Origin of the sequence: Paenibacillus kyungheensis, from assembly GCF_028606985.1 — a bacterium.
Taxonomy (GTDB): Bacteria; Bacillota; Bacilli; order Paenibacillales; family Paenibacillaceae; genus Saccharibacillus; species Saccharibacillus kyungheensis.
On the sequence record NZ_CP117416.1, the window covers coordinates 2,149,380 to 2,172,775 of the forward strand.

Genomic DNA, 23,396 nt, shown 5'->3' on the forward strand with positions numbered 1-23,396 from the left:
CTATCGTATATAGAGGCTGTCTTTTTTGTTATACATAGAGATGTGTAAGGCGTTATCAAAAATATCGATCAGATGGTGAAAGAAAATTTTATGAACAATTTTACATATTTTATTGGTTGCAAAGATTGACTTCATTCGTAACGGGGTATAAAATAGTAAGTATAAGAACTACAGAGTTTCGTGAGTACTATAAAGTTTTTAGGCGTTTCAATAGAGAGAAAATGTGTGAAAGTATAGTGCAGAAGAGGTTATGAATTATGGTAGAAGAACGTAAACGTTTGATTCTTGTAGCAGGAGGGCAGTTGTTTGCAGAAAAAGGTTATTTCTCAACAACTGTGCAGGATATAGCAGAACAGTGCAATATGTCCAAAGCCTCGATCTATAAGTTATTTGAATCGAAAGAAGACATTTTGTTGCAGATTGTGAAGCAGATGCATGAAGAGATTTTATTAGCAGCGAATCGATTACATTTTGAAGATCATGTATCACCCAAAGAACAATTTACACAGAAACTCGTAGTACAATTTCAAGAATTTGTGTTAAAGCATGAGTTTTTCTTAGTGTTGAATCAGACTATGCCCCTAGAGTTAAGCACACAAATTCGCACAGCGATGTTGCAGTTCAAGCGCACTATGTTGAACTGGCAAAAAGAAGCGATCCTTCAGGCTTTTGGAAACAAAGTAGAGCCGATTGTGTGGGATTTAGCCTTGTGTATGCAAGGAATTGTGAAAGAATTTATGTTTTTATTACGTTGGAACAACAACACTGTTTTTGAGCTGTCTGCTTTATCTGATTTTGTTGTTGAAAGTCTGGAAGCTATGATCCAAAAACATAGTCACAGTGTGCCTTTAGTTACCGAGCAAATGGCGCAACAATTCGATTTGTCTGTTCCAGATGTTAGACAGAAATATTTTGGCGAAAGTGAATGGCGTAAAGTGATGAGAGAACTGAATCTGGCGATTCATCAGCGTTCGCCTGAATCTAATCGTCCTGATCTGATTGCCGCCACCGAACGATTAAACACAGAACGCAAAAAGGTTATACCACAAACATTTATGATGGAAGCATTAATCGCATATTTACAGAAGAGAGAAGAGCTTCAACAGGAAGTAGCTCAACTACAACATGTATATCGTGCAACATGGGAGGAAAAGAAAGATGGAGAATATCTCAACACAGAATAAGCCGAAATTAAACGTTACGCTTATTGTCGCTATTATGCTAGCAGGTGCTTTTGTAGCCATACTGAATCAGACGCTACTGGTCACTGCATTACCGCATATTATGGCTGATCTGAATATTGATGCAACAGCAGCCCAATGGTTAACAACGATTTTTATGTTAGTCAACGGAATTATGATTCCAATTACAGCGTATTTGATTGATAAATTTTCAACACGGGCGCTTTTTATTACGTCTGTAGGATTATTTGCATTAGGAACATTGATCGCAGCGATTTCACCTAACTTTGGAACATTGTTAGTAGGTCGTGTCGTACAGGCAGCAGGAGCAGGTATTATTATGCCGCTGATGCAAACTGTATTTTTAGTTATTTTTCCAAAAGAAAAACGTGGTGCCGCAATGGGTATGATCGGGTTAGTCATTTCATTTGCCCCGGCTATCGGACCTACATTGTCGGGTTGGATCGTAGATTCTTACTCATGGCGTACACTGTTCTACATTATTTTACCTATCGCAGTGATCGACCTTGTGATTGCTGTATTTGCTCTCAAAAATGTAAGTGAACTTCGTAATCCTAAGCTAGATATGACTTCAGTAACGTTATCGACACTTGGATTCGGTGGTCTATTGTACGGATTCAGTAGTGCTTCCAAAGGCTGGAGTGATCCAATTGTTATTATTAGTATTTTAATAGGTGCAATCAGTTTGTATTTATTTGTAACTCGTCAATTCAAATTAAAAGAACCATTGTTAGAATTCCGCGTATTTAAAGATCGTGTATTTACTGTCTCGATGATTATTACAGTAATCGTATTTACCGCGATGATCGGTGCATCAACATTGATGCCTTTATATATTCAAAATGCGCGTCATATGTCGGCATTACATTCAGGATTAATTGTGTTACCTGGTGCGATCTTAATGGGAATTATGTCGCCGATAACAGGACGTATTTTTGATAAATACGGTGCAAAAGTAATCAGTACGATCGGTCTGGTGTTAATGGCGGGTGGAACGATTCCATTTGCGTTCTTAACGTCTACCACTTCGATTACTTATATTACGATTATGTTTACATTGCGCATGTTCGGGATGTCGATGGTATTGATGCCTGTGACAACAGCAGGTCTGAACCAATTGCCTACACATCTGTTATCTCACGCATCAGCGATGAATAATACATTACGTCAAGTTGGTGGCTCAATCGGAACAGCCGTATTGATTACAATTTTGACAAATGCTAGTTCTTCATCTGCTCTATTAGGAAATTCTACTGAAAATGCTTTGATTCATGGTACCAATATGGCATTCTTAGTGGCTTCGGGCTTATCGGTGTTAGCATTAATTTTAATTTTCTTCTTAAAAGAACCACCACATAAACGTACAGCTTCACAAGAAGAAAAAGCATCATCGTCTCAAATGAGCAACAAACGAAAAGCTGTTTCTCAATCATAAAATAGCTTGTAATACAGATAGACAAAATACCTATTGTTCACATTCATTGTAGGGTGACAATAGGTATTTTAATATACTTAATTATTTTTAGTATATTACTTGCATAAAATTGAATTGGTTACTATAATATATATAGTCACATTAAATAATATGAACGATAAAGAGAACAGGAGAGATATCCTTTGAATACAAAATACAAATCTTTATTTGAACCTTTCCAACTGAATGACGGTATCGAATTAAAAAATCGTATTGTCCTTGCTCCTATGACACATTTTTCTTCTAATACAGATGCTACTGTATCTGATGCAGAACTTGAATATTATGCACGCCGTACAGCAGGTGTAGGCTTGGCTGTAACAGCGGTTGCTTATGTAACCAAAGGCGGTATCGGTTTCCAAAATCAATTCGGCGCAACAGGTGCTGAATTTACAGAAGGTCTACGCAAACTAGCGACAACGTTGAAATCTAACGGTGCCAAAGCTGTTTTGCAAATCTTCCATGCTGGTCGTCTAAGTCCTCCTGATCTAGTGAATGGCGATGTAGCGGCTCCAAGTGCTATTCCAACAGATCGTACGAATGATGGTACAGAAGCTCCAGCTCCTCGTGAATTGTCAGCTCAAGAAATCGATGATATTATCGTTGATTTTGGTAAAGCAACTGCAAATGCAATTGAAGCTGGATTTGACGGTGTAGAGATTCATGGTGCTAACGGATACTTGGTGCAACAATTCTTTTCCCCACATGCGAACCGTCGTGAAGACAAATGGGGCGGAAGCTTAGAAAAACGTCTGACTTTCCCATTAGCTGTGGTAGACGAAGTACAACGCGCAGTCAAAGAACATGCTAAAGGACCTTTTATCGTAGGTTACCGTTTCTCTCCAGAAGAACCAGAAACACCTGGTATCACAATGGCGGATACATTGACATTGATCGATGCGCTAGCTGAGAAAAACTTGAGCTACTTGCATGTATCTCTTATGGAATATGCTTCTACTCCACGTCGTGGTGTCGATGACAAACGCTCCCGTCTTGAAATTATTCAAGAACGTGTAGGCGCTAAAGTTCCTGTGATCGGTGTAGGTGCTGTTAATACACCTGACGATGCATTGAACGTATTGAATACTGGTGTACCATTGGTAGCACTTGGACGCGAATTGATCGTAGATCCAGACTGGGTAGAAAAAGTAGAATCCGGTCGTGAGTCAGAAATCGATTATTCATTAACCAAGCATGATCAAGATCGTCTGGTCGTTCCAGATCCATTGTGGAACTCTATCATGTCTATGACTGGTTGGTTCCCGGTGAAAGATGCAGAAGAATCAAGCACATTAACGAAATAAGCATGCAATATACAGACTGTTCTTTTTCTGCTACGGTAGAAGAAGGGCAGTCTTTTTATAATGTAAAACGAATATATATTCTGAATAGATAGCTGTTATTGGCTTGAATAGAAGTCATATAGAATTGTAAAGAAAGAAGGAAAATAGCAATGATCTATGATTATCATGTTCATACGAATCATTCGTTTGATTCACGCGCTGTGATGAGTGACGTATGTGCAGAAGCAGTGGAGCGTGGACTGCAAGAGATTTGTTTTACAGAACATTATGCGGTCAATCCTGTATTGCCTACGTACGGGCATTTAGACTTTACACAGTATTTGGCAGAGATTGAAAGGTGTAAACAGCAATATGAAGGGAAATTAATCATCAAAGCAGGCATTGAATTGTGTGAACCTCATTATATGCAGACGCAATACGAAGAAGCATTGGCGCATCAACCGCTCGATTTTATTCTCGGATCTGTACATAATATGAACGAACGCAAGCTAAGACTTTTCCTTGCTCAAGAAGGTATCGATCATTATGAATTGTATTTTAGAGAAGTATTACACATGGTACAGCATGCTGATATTGATATAATTGCTCATCTAGATTTATTGAAAAGGTACGCAGTAGGTAATATCGGAAATTATAAGCTGAGTGATTATGAAGACGTTATCGAAGCGATATTGCAGACTGCGATCACACGTCATATCGGTATCGAAATCAATACGTCTGGCTGGCGTGGTGGAGCAGGAGAGCCTTTTCCTTCCAGAGAAGTATTGCAGTTATATTGTCAAATGGGTGGAGAATTGCTAACGATCGGTTCTGATTCACATTTTGTAGAACATACAGGAGCAGAGATTAGTGATGCTATACAACTGGCAAAAGAATGTGGATTCAAGGCTATATATACGTATAACCAAAGACAACCACAAGCTGTTGCACTAGATAAATACTATTTTGATAAGAAATAGATTCAAAGCAACAGGGTGGATAAGATCGTCTTAACAGGTGTCTATCAAGCCATTCACTGATAGTTCAATACATGTCAGTAGATATATAAAATAAGAAAAAAGTTCAAGATAGAAAAAAAGCTCAAGATAGAGACTAACTTTTCTCTATCTTGAGCTTATACGTATTCTCTGTAACTTATCTGATCTCTAGATATAGTCAAATGACTGATCAAGTACGCAATTTGGTGTCAGATATAATGTTAATTGCTATACGTATTGCCTTGCTCATCTACATAGACAGACTTCACTAATGTACGACGATAAGGATAACCTGCTTCTGTATAGCCATCAATATCGGTTGTCACCACATAAATAGACGGTGCATTGGTAACAGGCGTGGTTACCGATTCTGAAGTAGCCATCGAGCGATTACTACGTTCTGTAGGAGGAGCAAGCTTGCTACCGTCTGGATGGTAATAATTCACTGTATAGTTCAGGTGAGTACGTTGTTGATCCAGACCTTCTGTATTTACATTCATACGTAGTTGGTTGTTAGAAAGATTTGTTTTCAATTCGGCTTGCTCTGCACCCGGTGTATAGACGGCTGTCATTAGATAAGCGCCTTTCGTTGCACTGGTTGCTTGTACTTTCCATTCTCCTGCTTCAGGTTGTGGTAAAGTAACTAGCTGGTGATAAGCCCCATGGAAAAATTCATCGTCTGGAGTAGATTGTAATTTGACTTTTTGCAGTTTACCACTTGGGGAGAGCAGTTCTAAATGTGTTAATGGTTGATCGCTGATCCAATCAAGCGAGATTTGATTTACCTTATTTTCGACAGTTAAGATTTCATTGGCTGTGCCGGAATGTTGACCTCCACGAATATAATATTGTCCATGACCTTCTTCCGAAGTAGCACTATTAGTATTGGTCGAAGGAGAAGATTGAGCCATATAATTAACAGATGCAGGGGTGTCTTGTATATCTGAGTCTACGTTATACGTGTCTTTGGTTACCGCAGAAGGAGCATGTAGACTAGCAACAGCAGCAGGCACCGTACCTAGATAAGATTTAAATAGATCAAAAGTAAAAGAGCCTGTACGAACGGTCTTATGATTCCATGCGCCAGACTGAATCAATGTAGCACCTGGCAATAGAGCGCTCTCTGTAGTCACAACACCATCATTACTACCGAACAATGATAAGTAAGACCCACCGAATGTATAAGAAGCTTTACCAGAGCCAGACCATTTGTTACCGCTCATTGTGTAAAAAGGCACTTTATTAACATCAGGATCTTTTGCCATTTCAGAGCGGAAATAATCCATATAGGATGTCTGAAGGGAGCTAGTTCCCGGACTTTGCGATCCTACAAGATCTGCTAACCATCCTGCCCAGCTGCTATACGCTAGATCGGCTAATTGTGAGCCATGATGGGGTGTACTGAGTGTAATGACGCGAGAAACATAAGGGTAAGCATTATAACGCACTAACGCAGATTGGGTATCTACTCCACCTTTACTGTGAGCCACGATAACTAATTTTTTGCCAAAATATTTGCTGATTTCTTGAATTTTGCTCGCAAGTAATTCTCCGTCTTTCCACATGTCTTCCGGTGTGCCTGTAATATCATACATATTGATAAAAGCAGTCTCATATCCATTTTTGTATGCGTACTCATACATATCGTTATCTTCATACCAGACATTCGCTTTACTGGTCAGACCATGTACAAATAAAATAGCAGGTTTGTTGGGAGAAACATTGGCAGGAGTCTGTCCTGTTGCCCATGCACCCGGCGAAGGTGCTACCACAGGATTAATGGGAGCCATCCATGCTTGTTGTGGCAAAGCAGTTAATCCAAGAATCATTGTAAAAGATACCCCTAAAAGCGTGCGCTTGATGTTCATTATATTCCTCCTGTAATGTGGTCTGGATAATAAGTATTATCCTCAGAAAGATTTTAATTTTGAAATATTAGAAGCGATACTTATTTATGTATAAAATGGTTTTACAAATCTAGTCTTTTTATTGGAAAATTAATACATAATCGATCATCTGATTATATAGATATGCTTATTATTAATAAAAATTTAAAATTTTTATAGCTGAAATGAAAAGATGAGAGGTATATTTTTAGAAATGTGGTTATAATAGAATTCGTGAACATGCCATATTCACTTTGGACGATAGCAAAGAGGTCATCTGTTGTTAGCGATCTCTACTATAACGGTACTATTAGCAATAGAACTGTTGCTATACACGTCCATATCGTTCATTTTCGATGAGCGGATATTGAGTTTGGTAAAGTATGTAACAAAAAGTACAAGCGCAGAGAAAGAAGGGGCAAAGTGCATGAATAAGTTAGAAATGTTGCAAAATCCAAAGCAACGTAAGTTGCTGGTCAGTGCTGGATTTAGCTGGATGTTTGATGCGATGGAAGTGGGAATGATCTCATTTATCGCAGCAGCACTTGCAAAAGATTGGAATCTTGCACCACAACAAATTGGTTATCTAACTAGTATCAACTCGGTAGGGATGGCAGTAGGTGCGGCAACTGCTGGATATCTGGCAGATCGTTATGGACGTAAATCGATTTTGCTATGGACATTACTCATATTCTCTATTGCTAGTGGATTGTCTGCGTTAGCAACAGGATTTGGAATGTTGTTAGTGTTACGGTTTATCGCAGGTTTTGGTCTGGGTGGGGAACTTCCTGTTGCTTCTACACTGGTCTCTGAATCCGTATCTGTACAAGATCGTGGACGTGCAGTTGTATTACTGGAAAGTTTCTGGGCATTCGGGTGGATTATTTCAGCGGTTGTTGCGTACTTTGTTATTGCCCAATATGGATGGCAATGGGGCTTTATTATAGGAGCTGTTCCTGCGCTATATGCATTATATTTACGCCGGGCCATCGAAGATTCGCCGAAGTTTGTGAAAAATGGAGCAGGCAGACGTGCTTCGTTTGTGAAAGGATTAGCAGATATTTGGAGCAGTGAACATCGCCGTACAACGATTATGGCGTGGATATTGTGGTTTACGGTTGTTTTTTCTTATTATGGTATGTTCTTATGGTTACCTTCTGTGATGGGATTGAAAGGTTTTACTTTGATCAAAAGTTTTGAGTATGTGTTAATTATGACGTTAGCGCAGTTGCCAGGATACTTTACAGCTGCTTATTTTATTGAGAAATTCGGTCGGAAATTTGTATTGATCGTATATCTTATTTTGACAGCGGTTAGTGCAATTTGGTTTGGATTTGCTACCACGACAGCATCGTTATTAATGGCAGGAATTTGTTTGTCCTTCTTTAATCTAGGGGCATGGGGCGGATTATATGCGTATACTCCTGAATTGTATCCAACCAAAGTACGCTCAACAGGTGTAGGTATGGCGGCGGCATTTGGACGTATAGGTGGAGTTATCGCTCCATTTCTGGTAGGGATGCTGGTAGGTAAAGGGGTAGCGATTAGTACGATTTTCACTATCTTTTTTGTTACGATTCTTATCGGAGTAGCCGCAGTTGCTTTTCTAGGGAAAGAGACTAAGGGGTTAGAACTGGACTGATAAAGTGGAGGCCAAGCCATGAAATATTCATTTATGACTGATATCGAAGTGTTACTCGCTTATGAAAGTATTCGTAATACCAAGTCCCGGTACTGTCGTCTTATTGATATGAAGCAGTGGGATGAATTAGGCAGTGTATTTGCTCCTAATGCAGTAGCTGATTTCAGCACAGAAGGCAATCCGATTCCTTTGTTAGAGGGCAGGGATATCATTGTAAAAGTATTCAAAGACCTCGTTCATCCTGCGGAAACGGTACATCAGGTACATAGTGCCGAAATTGAATTGATTTCTGCAACCGAAGCAAAAGTGATCTCGCCGATGGAGGATTACGTCACTTTTCCAGAAGGAAGTGAACATCTATCATTTCACGGGTATGGTTATTACTATGAGACGTTTGTAGCGATAGATGGTCAATGGTATATTCAACATACACGATTGGAACGGTTGAAATTTGATGTGATTTAGTGCTAGATAAGTAAGCTCACCATAATGGTATTGCTCTTATCATCACGAAAATAAAAAGCCTTTATAGTTGAGTGGTAGCTATAAAGGCTTTTTGGTTTGCAGTTTTTATGAAATGAGTAGTTGATCTGATAGAAGTAAACTGACTATTTGCATAAATCATTGTTAATATGTTCGTTAGATAGAATATCGTCGTTTGCATTCTATAAAATAAACTACCAATAACTATAATTCTAGTCGTTATCGTTAAACAGCTCATCTAGAATTCTTTTTGGATTTTCCAGAAATCGTCTGGTGATCTGGTAATGATCGGTATCCTGATAGTCTACCGATTGTAACCGATCTTGATCAAAGCTAATAATCTCAGCATTAGGGTAGCCGAGTAAGATCGGAGAATGGGTAGCGATAATGAATTGTGATCGTGGCGAGAGGTCTTTGATGATCCGCATTAAAGAGAGTTGTCTGGCAGGAGATAGAGCGGCTTCGGGCTCATCTAGCAGGTATATCGATTGTTCACGTGATTTGGTGAACTTTTGCGTAAATAATGATAAAAACGATTCTCCATGAGATTGATGATGAAGTGACTTGCCACCGTAATTGTTATATCCAGTTGGACATATTTTCTCTGTTTCATCAATATGATTAGCAAAGTTATAAAAAGATTCTGCACGCATAAAAAAACCATTTGTTAATTTGGGAAGCCATGACAGACGTAAATAGTCACCCAAAGCAGACTGAGATTGATCGACTTCATAACTGTTATTACGCGAACCACTTGCTGTATGAAATCCACATTGATAAGCAATTCCTTCTAACAACGTCGATTTACCCGATCCATTTTCACCAACAAAGAATGTAACTGGATGTTCCAGATAAAGCTGATCCATATGCCGAATAAAAGGAAGCGAAAATGGATAGCTATCGAAATCTTCAATTTTGTCTTTCAATAACGTAATCTTTCGAAGAGACATGACAAAGAACTCCTTTTTGAGATACCTATCTTTGTGATACCTACGAATCGTTGACATAAATAAAAGTGCAGCAACTCATGAGCATCTATAAGCCATCATCAGGTACTACACTTCTAAGACGTACAAAGAGTTAGTTTTGAAACGAAAAATAGCGATCTGATATAGCCATTATTACAGAAAGTCCGCTAAAATCTGATCTTGATCTAGTGGAGACAATGGGGTTTCCTGTTGCTGAGTATGTATAATTACTTTTAATTCACGATGTAAATAAATCGAAAATTGATCCGTAGATCAGGCGCACTCCTTAAACGCTTAATACGATAAGCGCTAACCGTTCTTATTCAAAAATAATATTTGCAAAATCATCTTACTTTACAACATAAAAAAATCAGGAAACAGGTGTCCCTAATAAAACATCCATTTGCGAAAGTAGAAGGAAGGGGCACCATAGCCTGATTGTTTCTATATATTTTCTATTATGAGGAAGTCCAAAATGAAAAGCAAACGTTACCAACTTCATCATATCTTCATTCACATTTCAGACATAAATTTAAAAATAGTACACTATTTGTACAAAAAATGTTTTATAATGTGCTCAGGCAGGTAAAAAAAGGTAATACTTTGATTCTCTTTATTCATGATTGTATGTTGTATTGATGTACATTCTATTGAAGGAGATTAGAGTAGAAGCAATTGTACAATTTGCACCTGTGTATTATTGTTCATTTGGAATACAGCAAGTTCATACTTTCTCGAAAGGCGGACTATCCATGGCAGACGATAATCAGAAGCACCCGCAAGCAAGTGAACACGATGAAGAATTGACGTTAACGAATCGTCAGGGACATCCGGTCACTGACAATCAGAATGTAAGAACAGTAGGTAATCGAGGTCCGATTACTCTGGAGAATTACAACTTTTTAGAAAAAATCTCTCACTTTGATCGGGAGCGTATTCCAGAGCGTGTCGTGCATGCTCGTGGTGCTGGAGCACATGGTGTGTTCGAAGCATATGGAACGGCTGGCGATGAGCCTATTTCCAAGTATACACGTGCTAAGCTTTTTCAAGAAAAAGGAAAGCAAACGCCTGTTTTTGTACGTTTTTCTACAGTTGTGCATGGTAATCATTCACCGGAAACTTTACGTGATCCGCGTGGATTTGCGACTAAATTCTATACCGAAGATGGGAACTGGGATTTGGTTGGTAACAACTTAAAAATATTTTTTATTCGTGATCCTTTGAAATTCCCTGATATGGTTCATGCATTTAAGCCTGATCCAATCACAAATGTGCAAGATATGGAACGCTTTTTCGATTTTCTGGCAAATAGTCCGGAGTCTACACATATGGCAACATTCCTCTTTTCACCATGGGGGATTCCTGCCAACTACCGGCAAATGCAAGGTTCCGGTGTGAATACGTATAAATGGGTAAACAAAGATGGAGAAGCAGTGTTGATTAAGTATCACTGGGAACCGTTGGAGCAAGGTATTCAGAATTTGAAGCAAGAACAAGCGAATCAAGTGCAAGGGTTAGACTTTAATCATGCGACCGTTGATTTGTATGATGCAATTGATCGTGGCGAATATCCAGAGTGGGAATTATGTGTACAGATTATGAGTGATGATTATCATCCTGAATTGGATTTTGATCCATTGGATCCGACCAAATTATGGCCGGAAGATCAATTCCCATTTCTTCCAGTAGGTAAAATGACGCTCAACCGTAATCCAGTAGACTACTTTACAGAAGTAGAACAAGTGGCTTTCGGTACAGGTGTACTGGTTGATGGATTGGACTTCTCGGATGATAAGTTGTTGCAAGGTCGCACATTCTCGTATTCAGATACTCAGCGTCATCGGGTAGGAGCGAACTATCAACAATTGCCAATTAATGCGCCGAAGTCTAATGTAGCCACTAACCAATCGGGTGGACAAATGCGTTATGCACCGGATGCGGCACCGAAGCAGAATCCTCATGTCAATTATGAGCCTTCTTCTCTAGGTGGTCTTAAAGAATCTCCCAAAGCAGGTGCTGATCATGAACCGCATTATTATGATGTAAATCTAATGCGTCAGAAGCTAGATCGTCCTAACGATTTTGCACAAGCTGGTCAGACTTATCGTGACTTTGAAGATTGGGAACGCGATGAATTAGTAGCAAATATCGCCGCTAATCTGTTTGAATGCTCTGATGTGATCAGTGATAAATTTATCGCTAATTTACAACAAGCAGACACAGAGTATGCACAGCGTGTAACAGATGAATTAGCTAAACTCAAAGCTGATCCTTCTAAAAAACCAAGACATCGTGCTCATAAATCCGCTAATTTAGCAGAAGAAAAAGGAAATGACGCGAAGCCGTATTAATAGGGTCGTCATTATCACCTTTGCTCTGTAATTAAATGATTAATACAAAGTCTTATAGAAGCTCTCTATTGTGTTCGCTGATCATAGCGATGCGATAGAGAGTTTTATTTTGCCATAAATAGAGCCTGATAGATGCACAGATTGTCAGCTAATCGTTTAATCTATGATGAAAACGGTTTAATGATAAGAAAGACGATATACATATAGCAAAGGCGGAGAAAACAATGAAAATTATTATTACACGTGAAGAAGCAGTCCAAAAAGGAATCTGGGACAAAGTAATGCAGATGTTTGGAGTCGATCAAGACGATGATACGTATGCAAATGAACAGTTTATTTTGACTGAAGAACAGGCGAAAGAATTGCAATTGATCGCATAAGTACGAATATAATCATCGTAAATACAGGACAAAGGGAAGCGTTATACCAATAAACATTTCAACAAAAAGATCACTCTTTTCACTAAGAGTGGTCTTTTTTATTGGGTAGTATCTCTGTATGTTTATATTTCCAAAATAGGATACAAAAGGTAATATAAACCCGTACCAATAATATTTAAAAATATATTCATTTTAGTGATTTATGTAAGCGTTATCTTTTTCTGAGGAAATTATTTTATACAAGGAGTGATTGGATGAAAACATGGACAGTGCTAGGAACAACAGCGATTGTTACTGCGTTATCTTTATCTATGGTAGGAACTACTTCTGCGGATACAAATCATATTTCTTCTGCACCTACTAATTCTCTCACATCATCAAGTGCTACAGAATTGGCTACAGCTACAGCGTCTATACCGTCAGGCGCCATAGTGGTCGATCTGAAAGGCTCAGGTCAATACAAAAGTGTACAAGCGGCGATCAATTCGATTCCAGCTAACAATACTCAACAGAAAATTATTTATATCAAAAATGGAACGTATACAGAGAAATTAACAATCACTCAGCCCCATATTACATTACAAGGTGAAAGTGCAACAGGCACGATACTTAGCTACAATGCAACCAATGCTAGTAGTGGAAGTACAACGAATAGCGCAAGTACGACTGTCAAAGGCGATTATTTTCAAGCCAAAACGATTACGTTCCGCAACAATGCAGGTATGAATGCAGGGCAAGCTGTCGCTTTCTATAATAATGCAGATAAAGCGATCTATACCGATGTACGCTTTCTAGGGTATCAAGATACTTTATATACACCGGGTACAGGCAGACAGTATTTCAAAAATTGTTATATTGAAGGAACCGTTGATTTTATTTTCGGATCAGCGACAGCTGTGTTTGATCAATGTCAGATTCATAGTCTGGGTGCAGGTTATATAACTGCCGCTTCTACAGGAGCAGACACGAAATATGGCTATGTATTTCTAAATAGTCGTCTGACCAGTAGTGGAACGGCTAATCAATCGGTGTATCTGGGTAGACCATGGCGTCCTTATTCAGCAGTGACGTATATCAATACAGATATGGGAGCACATATTCAACCTACAGGCTGGGATAACTGGCGTGATCCAGCGAATGAATCGACCGCTCGTTATTATGAATATGCAAGCAAAGGTGCAGGAGCTAACAACAATGCACGCGTGAAATGGGCAAAATTTTTAAACGATGATCAAGCCAAAGTCATTACTATTCAAAGTGTACTTGCTGGAAATGACCAGTGGAATCCTACACAAGCGAATTAATACATCATTTTGCTTATATTCTCAATATACTTTTATATACACATCATTATTGAAAAAGCAGATCTTCCTTTTGTCATCGGCAGAAGTGGTAGATGTGCTTTTTTGATCTGTCACTAAAACGTCATATGAAATACAGGTAATCCGTAGCACTTTTTGGGTAAAAAAAGTACATAAAACCGTTGTTATACGTTATTAAAACATCTACATATCAACATTGCCATAACAAAAATACTACAATGAATAGGAGTGGTGGAATGGAATATTATCGTCAAGAAGCCGATCAAGTGCTACAGGATGTCGATAGTTCTACGCAAGGGTTATCTGGGCAAGAGGCTGAGAAGCGTATAGAAGCAGAAGGATATAATGAACTGAAAGGTAAAAAGAAAACACCGACATGGAAATTATTTTTAGAAAATTTTAAAGATCCGATGGTTATCGTATTATTAGTCGCTGTTACTGTACAACTGGTATTAGGGCAGTGGGTAGAATCGATTATTATTTTCTTTGTGTTAATACTGAACGCTATTATCAGTGTAGTACAGACGCGCAAAGCAGAAAGTTCTATAGATGCACTGAGGCAAATGTCTGCGCCTGAAGCCAAAGTAATTCGAGATGGTAAAAAGCAAAGTGTAGCAGCCAGAGAATTAGTTTGTGGAGATATTGTGTTACTGGAAGCTGGAGATTATGTACCGGCAGATGGACGATTACTAGAATCAGGCAGTCTCAAAGTCGATGAAGGTATGCTGACTGGAGAATCAGAAGCTGTAGACAAACATATTGATGTGATCGGTGCCGATGCACCTATTGGTGATCGCCGTAATATGGTTTTTAGCGGTTCACTTGTCGTCTATGGGCGAGGTACAGTAGTGATTACAGGAACAGCATTGAATACCGAAATAGGTAAAATCGCTGGACTGATCGAAAGTGCAGAAGCCAAGCAGACTCCTTTACAACGGAAGCTTGAAAGTTTTAGCAAAAAGTTAGGCATTTTTATTTTATTATTATGTATTGTGATCTTTGGCGTAGAAGCAGGACGGATCTGGTTTGCTAATGAAGTGGTAGATATGACAGCAGCAATCTTAAATGCATTAATGTTCGCGGTGGCTGTAGCGGTAGCCGCTATTCCAGAAGCATTATCTTCGATTGTCACGATTGTATTATCCGTAGGAACAAATAAAATGGCAAAACAGCATGCTATTATTCGCAAATTACCTGCTGTAGAATCGTTAGGTTCGACCAGTGTAATCTGTACAGACAAAACAGGGACGTTAACACAAAATAAAATGACAGTTGTCGATTACTTTTTGCCAGATGGAAGTACTGACGATTTCCCTGATGATCCAGAACAATGGTCAGAAGGAGAACGCCGATTACTGCATATTGCAGTATTATGTAATGACTCTAATATCAATGATGAAGGCAAAGAATTAGGTGACCCTACCGAAGTAGCATTGATCGCTTTTAGTAATAAAAAGAATAAAAACTACAATGAGATTCGTGAACAATTTCCACGTGAAGGAGAAATTCCTTTTGATTCTGATCGCAAATTGATGTCTACAATTCATACTTTTGATGATCAAAAAGCGATGTTAACCAAAGGTGGGCCAGACGTATTGATCGGTCGATGTACACAAGTATTTGTAGGGGATGAAGTTGTTCCGCTGACCGATGAAATTCGCAAGCGGATGCAGACTGCGAATGAAGACTTTTCCAATCGTGCATTACGTGTACTGGCTTATGGATATAAGATTATACCGAATGAGCAGACTGAAGTTGGTATAGATGATGAACAGGAACTGATTCTGGTAGGATTGAGCGCTATGATCGATCCACCTCGTGAAGAAGTTGCCGGTTCGATTGCCGAATCCAAAAAGGCAGGTATTCGTACCGTTATGATTACCGGTGATCACAAAACAACAGCGCAAGCGATTGGCAGAGATATTGGTCTTATGGACGATCAGGATATTGCTGTTACCGGTCAAGAACTGGATCAAATGTCTGAACAGGAGCTAGACAATCAATTAGAAAAAATCGCTGTCTATGCGCGTGTCTCTCCTGAAAATAAAATTAGAATCGTTCGTGCATGGCAGAAAAAAGGTAAAATTACAGCCATGACTGGTGATGGTGTAAATGATGCACCAGCACTCAAGCAAGCAGATATCGGAGTTGCGATGGGTAGTGGAACAGACGTAGCCAAAGACTCGGCAGCAATGATACTGACAGATGATAACTTTGTATCTATAGTTAATGCGGTCGGTGTAGGTAGAACCGTATTTGATAATATCAAAAAAGCGATAGCCTATCTATTTGCAGGCAATTTAGGCGCTATTATTGCTATTTTATTTGCATTACTGATGGATTGGATCAATCCGTTTACAGCGATTCAATTGCTTTTTATTAACCTAGCGAATGATTCTTTACCAGCTATTGCATTAGGAATGGAAAAGGCAGAACCTGACGTGATGAGTCGGAAGCCACGAGATATCAATGAAGGTATTTTTGCAGGTGGAACGATGCAGGCTGTTATTACACGCGGTGCGCTGATCGGTATTGCAGTGATTTTGTCGCAGTATATCGGCTTACAACATTCGCCGGAAATGAGTGTTGCTATGGCATTTACAACATTGATTTTAGCGAGAACATTCCAGACTTTTGCTGCACGTTCTAATGTACAGACAGCATTTGGAGTAGGAATATTTAGCAACAAATATGTATTGGGAGCAGTAGCTCTATGTCTGTGTCTATATGGAGTCACATTACTTCCAGGCGTACGCGATATATTCTCTATTCCTGTAGAGTTTGGTGTACAGCAATGGGCTGTAGCTACAGGGCTTGCACTAGGAGCGGTATTGTTAATGGAAGTAGCTAAATGGATACGTACTAGAGTAACGATGAAGCAACAAGTAACTTCGTCCTAAACGTTAGAAATTACATTTCAAATGTAAAATAACAGATAAAAAACAGCCTGTGATCGAAGCAGATAAATGCTTGATCACAGGCTGTATGTTGTAATAGTAGAGTAGATCTATATTTACTAATGATACTCTATAAAATCAAAATAGGATTGACTCTACCATATTCGATTTAGATTAAAAAGAGTTCTGACAAAGATTACTCTTTCTCAGTTTTATCGTCATCTCCAGCTGCTTTTGGAGAAGGTTTGGCTGTCCATTCATCGGCTTGCGGTTCGATATTGGAGCCATCCTCTTTTCTCTTTTTCTCCATCAGTGTATCTTCTGAATGAGTTTCGGGTTGTTTGTTTTCTTCTGTCATGGTTAACTCCTCCTCGAAATGAAATCAGTATAGTGTTCCTTTTTATATATACCCGTTATCGCTTCGGACAAACATTGTTTTGGATTGGATTGTGATCGACTATGGATTCTGCCATAATAAAATTAGATGAATTATTGATATTCTTATTTATGAAAGCGTTATATTTCTAAGGAGGAGATCAGATGAAAGATATACATATTGGTATGATTGGGTATAAATTTATGGGGAAAGCGCATAGTAATGCTTATCGCAGTCTGCCGATGTTTTTTCCACAAGCGACCAAGCCTCATATGTCTGTAATCTGTGGTCGGGATTCCAAGCAAGTAGAGCAAGCAGCAGAGCAACTTGGTTGGGCAGAGCATGTCACAGACTGGCAAGACTTAATCGCTCGTCCTAATATCGATCTGATTGATATTAATGCACCTAGTAATATGCACAAAGAAATTGCGTTAGCAGCAGTACAAGCGGGTAAACATATCTTTTGTGAGAAGCCGTTAGCATTATCTCTTGCCGATTCGCGCGAAATGTTAGCAGCGGCGAAGCAAGCAGGCATTGTGCATATGATCGGGTTTAATTATCGCTTCTCCCCGGCAGTACGTTTAGCGAAAAAGCTAGTCGATAGTGGACGGCTGGGCAAGATTCATCATTTTCGCGCCTGGTTCTTACAAGATTGGTTGCTTGATCCCCATTTCCCTTTAGTCTGGCGTCTACAAAAAGAAATTGCTGGCTCCGGGTCGCATGGTGATCTGGGTGCTCATTTAATAGATCTTGCTCATTATTTAGTAGGCGATATGAAAGAAGTAATCGGTATGAGTGAGACTTTTATCAAGCAGCGACCGCTAGCTACTGAAATGACAGGGTTAAGTGCAAAAGGAAATCAAGATGGCCCGCAAGGTGAAGTGACTGTTGATGATGCTACGTTATTTATGAGTCGATTTGTAAATGGAGCTTTAGGAAGTTTTGAAGCGACTCGATTTGCAGCAGGGCATCGTTCGACCAATTCATTTGAAATCAATGGAAGTCTGGGAAGTGTAAAATTTGATTTTGAACGGATGAATGAATTGGAAGTTTATTTCACCTCTGATGAAGCAGATACACAGGGATTCCGCCGGGTAGTAGCGACAGATGCTGTACATGATTATATGGATGCATGGTGGCCACCCGGACATACGATTGGATTTGAACATACGTTTATTCATGAAATGTTAGAACTGATGAATGCTATTACAGAAGAACGACAAGCTTCACCGAATTTTGAAGATGGGGTGAAATGTCAGGCGGTATTAGAAGCGGTTGAGCGTTCGATAGAAGAACGTCGCTGGATCGATATCGCCGATATGTAACGCAATGTCAGTCAAGTAACAAAAGATAGCGATATAAAGGAGGGACATTCAATGACTACACACTGGGATGAATCACAAGTGCCAGACATGCAAGGCAAAACAATCGTGATTACAGGCGCAAATAGTGGTATCGGTTATGAAGCCGCTACTATACTGGCTGGTCGGGGCGCAGAGATTGTGATGGCTGTACGCAATTATGAAAAAGGTCAAAAAGCACTTCAAGCGATTCAGAATGTTCATCCAAGCGCCAAATTACAATTGATGCGTCTAGATCTGAGCGAGTTAGCGAGTATTCGTCATTTTGCAGAAGAGTTCAGACAAAATCATCATCAATTATCGATTTTGATCAATAATGCAGGTGTGATGATGCCTCCTTATAGCCGTACACAGGATGGATTTGAATTGCAATTTGGTAGCAATCATTTAGGGCATTTTGCATTGACTGGCTTATTATTACCTCAATTGTTAGCTACACCTCATGCTCGTATTGTGACGTTAAGTAGTATAGCGGCGTATGCAGGCAAGATTGATTTTGATAATTTGGATGGTAGCAAAGGTTATCGTTCTTTCAAATTTTATAGTCAAAGCAAGCTTGCAAATATGTTATTTGCTCGCGAATTACAGTTGCGTCTAGCCCAGAATCAAGTCGATACGATTAGTGTTGCTTGCCATCCCGGATTCACGCATACTAATCTGGCTTCACGCGGTTCAGGCAAGCCAGTCAGTGGCATATTTGGACTGTTATCTCGTTCATTTGGACAAAAAGCTTTGATGGGCGCATTGCCTACATTGTATGCGGCAACCTCTCCAACTATTCATGGCGGAGAATATGTAGGACCGGATGGCAAAGGTGGACGTAAAGGATACCCCAAATTAGATGATCATATTGATAAGCTGTATCAAGCGGATATTTCTCAGCGATTATGGACAATATCTGAATCGTTAACAGGCGTTCAGTATGAATGGAAGCAACCTGAATTTGCAACACTGTCTTAATTTTGGCACGATCCATTAGACGACTAAGGAGTGTTAAAGATGAGAAAAGCATTGATTGTATGGGGTGGCTGGGATGGACATGAGCCAGAACAAGTCTCCCGAATATTCGCAGATGTGCTACAGGAAGCCTCATTTGAGGTAGAGCTTGCTAATGATCTAGAAGCATTTAGAGACGCAGATAAATTACTTGGACTTGATCTCATTGTACCGGTATGGACAATGGATGATATTGAACAAGAATTAGTGGATCATGTCTCTGCTGCGGTACAACAAGGTACAGGGCTTGCTGGTTGTCATGGAGGAATGTGCGATGCTTTTCGTAAAAATGTCGATTGGCAGTTCATGACAGGTGGTCAATGGGTTGCTCATCCGGGAAATGATGGAGTAGAATATACCGTTAATATCAAATCAAGTTCCAGTCCGCTTGTCGAAGGGATTGCCGATTTTCAAGTGACATCAGAGCAATATTATCTGCATATTGATCCTGCAGTAGAAGTGTTAGCGACAACTACATTTCCAATCGTAGACGGGCCACATCGACTTAACGGTCAGGTACAGATGCCTGTGGCTTGGACCAAACGATGGGGTGTAGGAAGAGTATATTACAATTCGCTCGGTCATCATGCGGATATTGTAGGTATGCCGCCTGTCAAAGAAATGATGCGTCGTGGATTACTATGGGTAGCAGATGGCAAAACAAAAGCAAATGCAGACACCAATACTACAGGTCAATTGTATTCAGGTATGGCAGATAGTCAGTAAACGCTGTAGTAATATGCAAGGAAGCATTATTAATCAATAAAATAGATGTACCAAATTTATAATAATATTATGAAGCCATTGTAGAAGGTGCTTGATCAGCATATTACTCTATTTATGTTAAGAGCAATAACTGACGCACATACAATGGCTTTTTATCTGCAAATCGATTATAAAGGAATCTTTATTATATTGGTTTATTTTCTGTAATATTTTGAGTAAGCGTTAACAAAATGAATTTAAAATCCGTTTATTTTTGTTTTATAACTTTTCAAACGTATTCAAAGATGATATACTCCTATCAAAGCAAAACAAACATATTCAAATCATTATCCAAACTTTATAAATCAATGGAGGAATATCATGATACCGAATCAGTGGAACACACAGCAGGTTGCAGACATAAAAGAAGGTGTAGATCAACTGGTGTATCGCTCTAACCTGATTGGCTCAGATCGTCGTGTATGTAACTGGGGTGGCGGAAATACCTCTAGTAAAGAAATCACTACCGATTTTCGAGGTCGTGAGATTGAAGTGATGTATGTAAAAGGTAGCGGTTCTGATCTGGCATCGATGGAAGCCAAGCATTTTACAGGATTACGACTTGATGATATTCGTCCATTATTTGAAAAAGAAGAGATGCCTGATGATGAAATGGTTGCTTATCTTGCGAATTGTATGATTGATGCCAAAGCACCTCGTCCATCGATTGAGACATTACTGCATGCCTTTTTACCATTTAAACATGTGGATCATACCCATCCTGATTCGATTATTAGTCTGTGTTGTGCAGATAATGGTCGAGAAATTGCTAAAGAAATTTTTGGAGATACGTTTGTATGGGTTCCTTATATTCGTCCGGGCTTCACATTATCTAAAATGATCGCTCAAGGCGTACTGGATCATCCAAATGCTGAACTGGTATTGATGGAAAAGCATGGTCTGGTCACATGGGGAGAAACACAGGAAGAATGTTATGCCAAAACAATCGAAATGATTAACAAAGCAGCTCTATATATCGAGCAAAAAGCATCAGAACAACCTTTATTTGGCGGCGAAAAAGTGCAGTCGCTTGAGAGCAATACACGTCATGAACTGGTAGCTCACATTATGCCAGCAGTTCGCGGAGCAGTCAGTGACAGTAAACGCATGATTTTAACTTTTGATGATGCAGAAGATGTACTTTCTTTTGTAAACGCCAACGATTCTCACTCTTTATCTCAAGTAGGAGCAGCTTGTCCCGATCATCTTGTACATACCAAAATGACACCACTATTTATTGATTGGACACCAAGCGCTGAGGACAGTGAAGGACTCAAACAAGCTGTTATCCAAGGAATTGACGATTACAAAAAGAAATACCAAGCTTATTTTGAACAGAATGCACATGAAGGCGATGTGATGTTTGAAGCCGCTCCGCGTGTTATCTTAATTCCAGGAATCGGCATGATCAATACTGGCAAAAGTCATGCAATGTCTTTGGTAAGTGGAGCACTCTATCATCGTGCGATTGCAGTAATGCGTGGAGCCACTTCACTTGGACAATTTGTGTCCCTAAGTGAATCAGAATCATATAATGTAGAGTACTGGCCTTTGGAATTGTACAAATTATCACTTGCTCCTGCGGAAACAGAGTTCTCACGTCAGATTGCTTTGATTACAGGTGGAGCAGGAGGAATCGGCAGTGAAACGGCTCGTCGCCTTGTAAGCGAAGGCGCGCATGTAGTATTGGCAGACTTGAACTTAGAAGGTGCGCAAAAAGTAGCCGATGAAATCAATCAACAATACGGACCACATCGTGCTTTAGCAGTACAAATGGACGTAACAAGCGAAGAGCAAGTGTCACAAGCCTATGCTCAGACAGCAATCCATTACGGTGGAATCGATATTATTGTGAACAACGCAGGGCTTGCCACTTCTAGTAAATTTGAAGAGACAACGCTTAAAGAATGGAATCTGAATATGAATGTATTGGGCACAGGTTATTTCTTAGTTGCCCGCGAAGCATTCAAAATAATGAAAGAACAAGCACTAGGCGGAAGCATGGTATTTATTGGTTCCAAAAATTCGATCTATGCAGGAAAAAGTGTAACTGCTTATAGCTCTGCCAAAGCATTGGAAGCTCATCTTGCCCGCTGTATCGCCGCAGAAGGTGGAGAATACGGTATTCGTGTCAATACGATATTGCCAGATGCTATTTTACAAGGATCAGCCATCTGGAATTCCAACTGGCGCAATGAACGTGCTGCCGCATACGGCATCGAACCCGATCAATTAGAAGAACATTACCGCAAACGCACCACATTGCTCGTCAATATTTATCCAAAAGATATCGCCGAAGGCATCGCATTCTTTGCTTCATCCAAAGCCGAAAAAACAACCGGCTGTATGCTAACCATCGACGGCGGCGTCCCAGCCGCATTTACCCGATAATCTTTGTTAGAAAGAAATAGAAGATACTAAACAAAAGCAATAAAAATTACAATACAAAATACAAAACAAATCACAACTATCAATAAACTCATTTCTATTATTCAACAATAGGTATAATATGGAAATCATAAATCATCTATATCATAAGAATTCTTTACTCACACTTATTATCATCATTGCATCCCGATCATAATGATTAAAAAATAGCCAAAATCAAAATCAAAATCAAACTCAAACTCAAAATCAAGATCAAGATCAAAAAAACAAAAAACAAAAATATAAAATTAATCAGATAATCATTCCAATGATTAAATGAACATCCTATGCTAAAAAAGTACTCCAAACACTCTAGATGATCTCCCAATAAAGTAACATTAGCTACCCGAAAACCTAACCTTTAAAATCTTCACTTGATAGGTATCTCACCTCTCGGAGCGGAGGGAATACAATAGTTCTGAAAGAGCTAAAAGCTTTCGCAGAAAGCTACTTCGAAAGCATAAACCGCGCTCGCCTTTGAAGCCATATCCCTACCGCAAAGCGGAAATCAAAGGGATATGACTTCAACAGCGACGACAAGAACAATTGTATTCCCATAGCGGTCCCCCCCCCCACCATAGATAC

Annotated in this window: 17 protein-coding genes; 14 read left to right on the forward strand and 3 right to left on the reverse strand. The window is 39.4% G+C overall.

All coding sequences use genetic code 11. From position 1 onward, the window contains the following. Positions 1–257 precede the first annotated feature (257 nt). The 4 genes from PQ456_RS09555 (at position 258) to PQ456_RS09570 (ending at position 4,939) form a co-directional block, all read left to right on the forward strand. Complete coding sequence (locus tag PQ456_RS09555) at positions 258–1,184, forward strand: TetR/AcrR family transcriptional regulator (RefSeq protein WP_273615898.1); 927 nt, start codon at positions 258–260, stop codon at positions 1,182–1,184. Then, positions 1,159–2,637: an MDR family MFS transporter gene (locus tag PQ456_RS09560; protein WP_273615899.1), complete on the forward strand. Its 1,479-nt coding sequence runs from the start codon at positions 1,159–1,161 to the stop codon at positions 2,635–2,637. The genes PQ456_RS09555 and PQ456_RS09560 overlap by 26 nt, the downstream gene beginning before the upstream one ends. Positions 2,638–2,819: 182 nt before the next feature. Continuing rightward, positions 2,820–3,980: an NADH-dependent flavin oxidoreductase gene (locus PQ456_RS09565; RefSeq protein ID WP_273615900.1), complete on the forward strand. Its 1,161-nt coding sequence runs from the start codon at positions 2,820–2,822 to the stop codon at positions 3,978–3,980. A 149-nt stretch (positions 3,981–4,129) separates the two neighbouring features. Then, on the forward strand, positions 4,130–4,939 hold the full coding sequence (locus tag PQ456_RS09570; protein ID WP_273615901.1) for a histidinol-phosphatase HisJ family protein: 810 nt from the start codon (positions 4,130–4,132) through the stop codon (positions 4,937–4,939). A gap of 239 nt (positions 4,940–5,178) precedes the next feature. Here the strand turns inward: PQ456_RS09570 and PQ456_RS09575 are convergent, their stop codons facing one another. Next, positions 5,179–6,825 (reverse strand): esterase/lipase family protein, encoded by a 1,647-nt coding sequence (locus PQ456_RS09575; RefSeq protein ID WP_273615902.1) that lies wholly within the window; start codon positions 6,823–6,825, stop codon positions 5,179–5,181. A gap of 445 nt (positions 6,826–7,270) precedes the next feature. Here PQ456_RS09575 and PQ456_RS09580 point away from each other — a divergent pair, with 445 nt between their 5' ends. Both PQ456_RS09580 and PQ456_RS09585 read left to right on the forward strand, forming a co-directional pair. Beyond that, positions 7,271–8,485: an MFS transporter gene (locus PQ456_RS09580; RefSeq protein WP_273615903.1), complete on the forward strand. Its 1,215-nt coding sequence runs from the start codon at positions 7,271–7,273 to the stop codon at positions 8,483–8,485. An 18-nt stretch (positions 8,486–8,503) separates the two neighbouring features. After that, positions 8,504–8,950, forward strand: coding sequence for a nuclear transport factor 2 family protein (locus PQ456_RS09585; RefSeq protein WP_273615904.1), 447 nt, complete (start codon positions 8,504–8,506; stop codon positions 8,948–8,950). A gap of 230 nt (positions 8,951–9,180) precedes the next feature. On the opposite strand, the gene PQ456_RS09590 is transcribed toward PQ456_RS09585, so the two are convergent. Then, entirely contained in the window at positions 9,181–9,918 is a 738-nt protein-coding gene (locus tag PQ456_RS09590; protein ID WP_273615905.1) for an AAA family ATPase, read from the reverse strand. Between the two features lie 770 nt (positions 9,919–10,688). Between PQ456_RS09590 and PQ456_RS09595 the strand changes: the two genes are divergently transcribed. From PQ456_RS09595 to PQ456_RS09610, 4 genes are all read left to right on the forward strand, one after another. After that, complete coding sequence (locus PQ456_RS09595) at positions 10,689–12,287, forward strand: catalase (protein ID WP_273615906.1); 1,599 nt, start codon at positions 10,689–10,691, stop codon at positions 12,285–12,287. A gap of 224 nt (positions 12,288–12,511) precedes the next feature. Beyond that, the gene (locus PQ456_RS09600) at positions 12,512–12,667 is read left to right on the forward strand and encodes a hypothetical protein (RefSeq protein WP_273615907.1); all 156 of its coding nucleotides are present in this window, start codon (positions 12,512–12,514) and stop codon (positions 12,665–12,667) included. Between the two features lie 254 nt (positions 12,668–12,921). Next, the gene (locus tag PQ456_RS09605; RefSeq protein WP_273615908.1) at positions 12,922–13,971 is read left to right on the forward strand and encodes a pectinesterase family protein; all 1,050 of its coding nucleotides are present in this window, start codon (positions 12,922–12,924) and stop codon (positions 13,969–13,971) included. Between the two features lie 254 nt (positions 13,972–14,225). Beyond that, the gene (locus tag PQ456_RS09610; RefSeq protein ID WP_273615909.1) at positions 14,226–16,889 is read left to right on the forward strand and encodes a cation-translocating P-type ATPase; all 2,664 of its coding nucleotides are present in this window, start codon (positions 14,226–14,228) and stop codon (positions 16,887–16,889) included. A 193-nt stretch (positions 16,890–17,082) separates the two neighbouring features. Here PQ456_RS09610 and PQ456_RS09615 read toward each other — a convergent pair whose 3' ends face one another. After that, positions 17,083–17,244 carry a hypothetical protein gene (locus tag PQ456_RS09615; RefSeq protein WP_204824426.1) on the reverse strand — a complete coding sequence of 54 codons (162 nt, stop codon included), beginning with the start codon at positions 17,242–17,244 and terminating at the stop codon, positions 17,083–17,085. A gap of 182 nt (positions 17,245–17,426) precedes the next feature. Here PQ456_RS09615 and PQ456_RS09620 point away from each other — a divergent pair, with 182 nt between their 5' ends. The 4 genes from PQ456_RS09620 to PQ456_RS09635 all read left to right on the forward strand — a co-directional run bounded on the left by PQ456_RS09620 (position 17,427) and on the right by PQ456_RS09635 (position 22,775). Then, positions 17,427–18,587, forward strand: a complete 1,161-nt coding sequence (locus PQ456_RS09620) for a Gfo/Idh/MocA family protein (protein ID WP_273615910.1) — start codon at positions 17,427–17,429, stop codon at positions 18,585–18,587. 51 nt (positions 18,588–18,638) lie between these two features. Continuing rightward, positions 18,639–19,583 carry an oxidoreductase gene (locus tag PQ456_RS09625; RefSeq protein WP_273615911.1) on the forward strand — a complete coding sequence of 315 codons (945 nt, stop codon included), beginning with the start codon at positions 18,639–18,641 and terminating at the stop codon, positions 19,581–19,583. Positions 19,584–19,622: 39 nt separating this feature from the next. Beyond that, entirely contained in the window at positions 19,623–20,345 is a 723-nt protein-coding gene (locus tag PQ456_RS09630) for a ThuA domain-containing protein (RefSeq protein WP_273615912.1), read from the forward strand. A gap of 360 nt (positions 20,346–20,705) precedes the next feature. Beyond that, the gene (locus PQ456_RS09635) at positions 20,706–22,775 is read left to right on the forward strand and encodes a bifunctional aldolase/short-chain dehydrogenase (protein ID WP_273615913.1); all 2,070 of its coding nucleotides are present in this window, start codon (positions 20,706–20,708) and stop codon (positions 22,773–22,775) included. The last annotated feature ends 621 nt before the right edge of the window (positions 22,776–23,396 follow it).

Bases quoted from the DNA above. Each gene is read 5' to 3' on its own strand.
- PQ456_RS09610 (WP_273615909.1), top strand. From the start codon at position 14,226: ATGGAATATTATCGTCAAGAAGCCGATCAAGTGCTACAGGATGTCGAT.
- PQ456_RS09615 (WP_204824426.1), bottom strand. From the start codon at position 17,244: ATGACAGAAGAAAACAAACAACCCGAAACTCATTCAGAAGATACACTG.
- PQ456_RS09620 (WP_273615910.1), top strand. From the start codon at position 17,427: ATGAAAGATATACATATTGGTATGATTGGGTATAAATTTATGGGGAAA.
- PQ456_RS09585 (WP_273615904.1), top strand. From the start codon at position 8,504: ATGAAATATTCATTTATGACTGATATCGAAGTGTTACTCGCTTATGAA.
- PQ456_RS09635 (WP_273615913.1), top strand. From the start codon at position 20,706: ATGATACCGAATCAGTGGAACACACAGCAGGTTGCAGACATAAAAGAA.
- PQ456_RS09605 (WP_273615908.1), top strand. From the start codon at position 12,922: ATGAAAACATGGACAGTGCTAGGAACAACAGCGATTGTTACTGCGTTA.
- PQ456_RS09575 (WP_273615902.1), bottom strand. From the start codon at position 6,825: ATGAACATCAAGCGCACGCTTTTAGGGGTATCTTTTACAATGATTCTT.
- PQ456_RS09625 (WP_273615911.1), top strand. From the start codon at position 18,639: ATGACTACACACTGGGATGAATCACAAGTGCCAGACATGCAAGGCAAA.
- PQ456_RS09580 (WP_273615903.1), top strand. From the start codon at position 7,271: ATGAATAAGTTAGAAATGTTGCAAAATCCAAAGCAACGTAAGTTGCTG.
- PQ456_RS09560 (WP_273615899.1), top strand. From the start codon at position 1,159: ATGGAGAATATCTCAACACAGAATAAGCCGAAATTAAACGTTACGCTT.
- PQ456_RS09630 (WP_273615912.1), top strand. From the start codon at position 19,623: ATGAGAAAAGCATTGATTGTATGGGGTGGCTGGGATGGACATGAGCCA.
- PQ456_RS09595 (WP_273615906.1), top strand. From the start codon at position 10,689: ATGGCAGACGATAATCAGAAGCACCCGCAAGCAAGTGAACACGATGAA.
- PQ456_RS09600 (WP_273615907.1), top strand. From the start codon at position 12,512: ATGAAAATTATTATTACACGTGAAGAAGCAGTCCAAAAAGGAATCTGG.
- PQ456_RS09555 (WP_273615898.1), top strand. From the start codon at position 258: ATGGTAGAAGAACGTAAACGTTTGATTCTTGTAGCAGGAGGGCAGTTG.
- PQ456_RS09590 (WP_273615905.1), bottom strand. From the start codon at position 9,918: ATGTCTCTTCGAAAGATTACGTTATTGAAAGACAAAATTGAAGATTTC.
- PQ456_RS09570 (WP_273615901.1), top strand. From the start codon at position 4,130: ATGATCTATGATTATCATGTTCATACGAATCATTCGTTTGATTCACGC.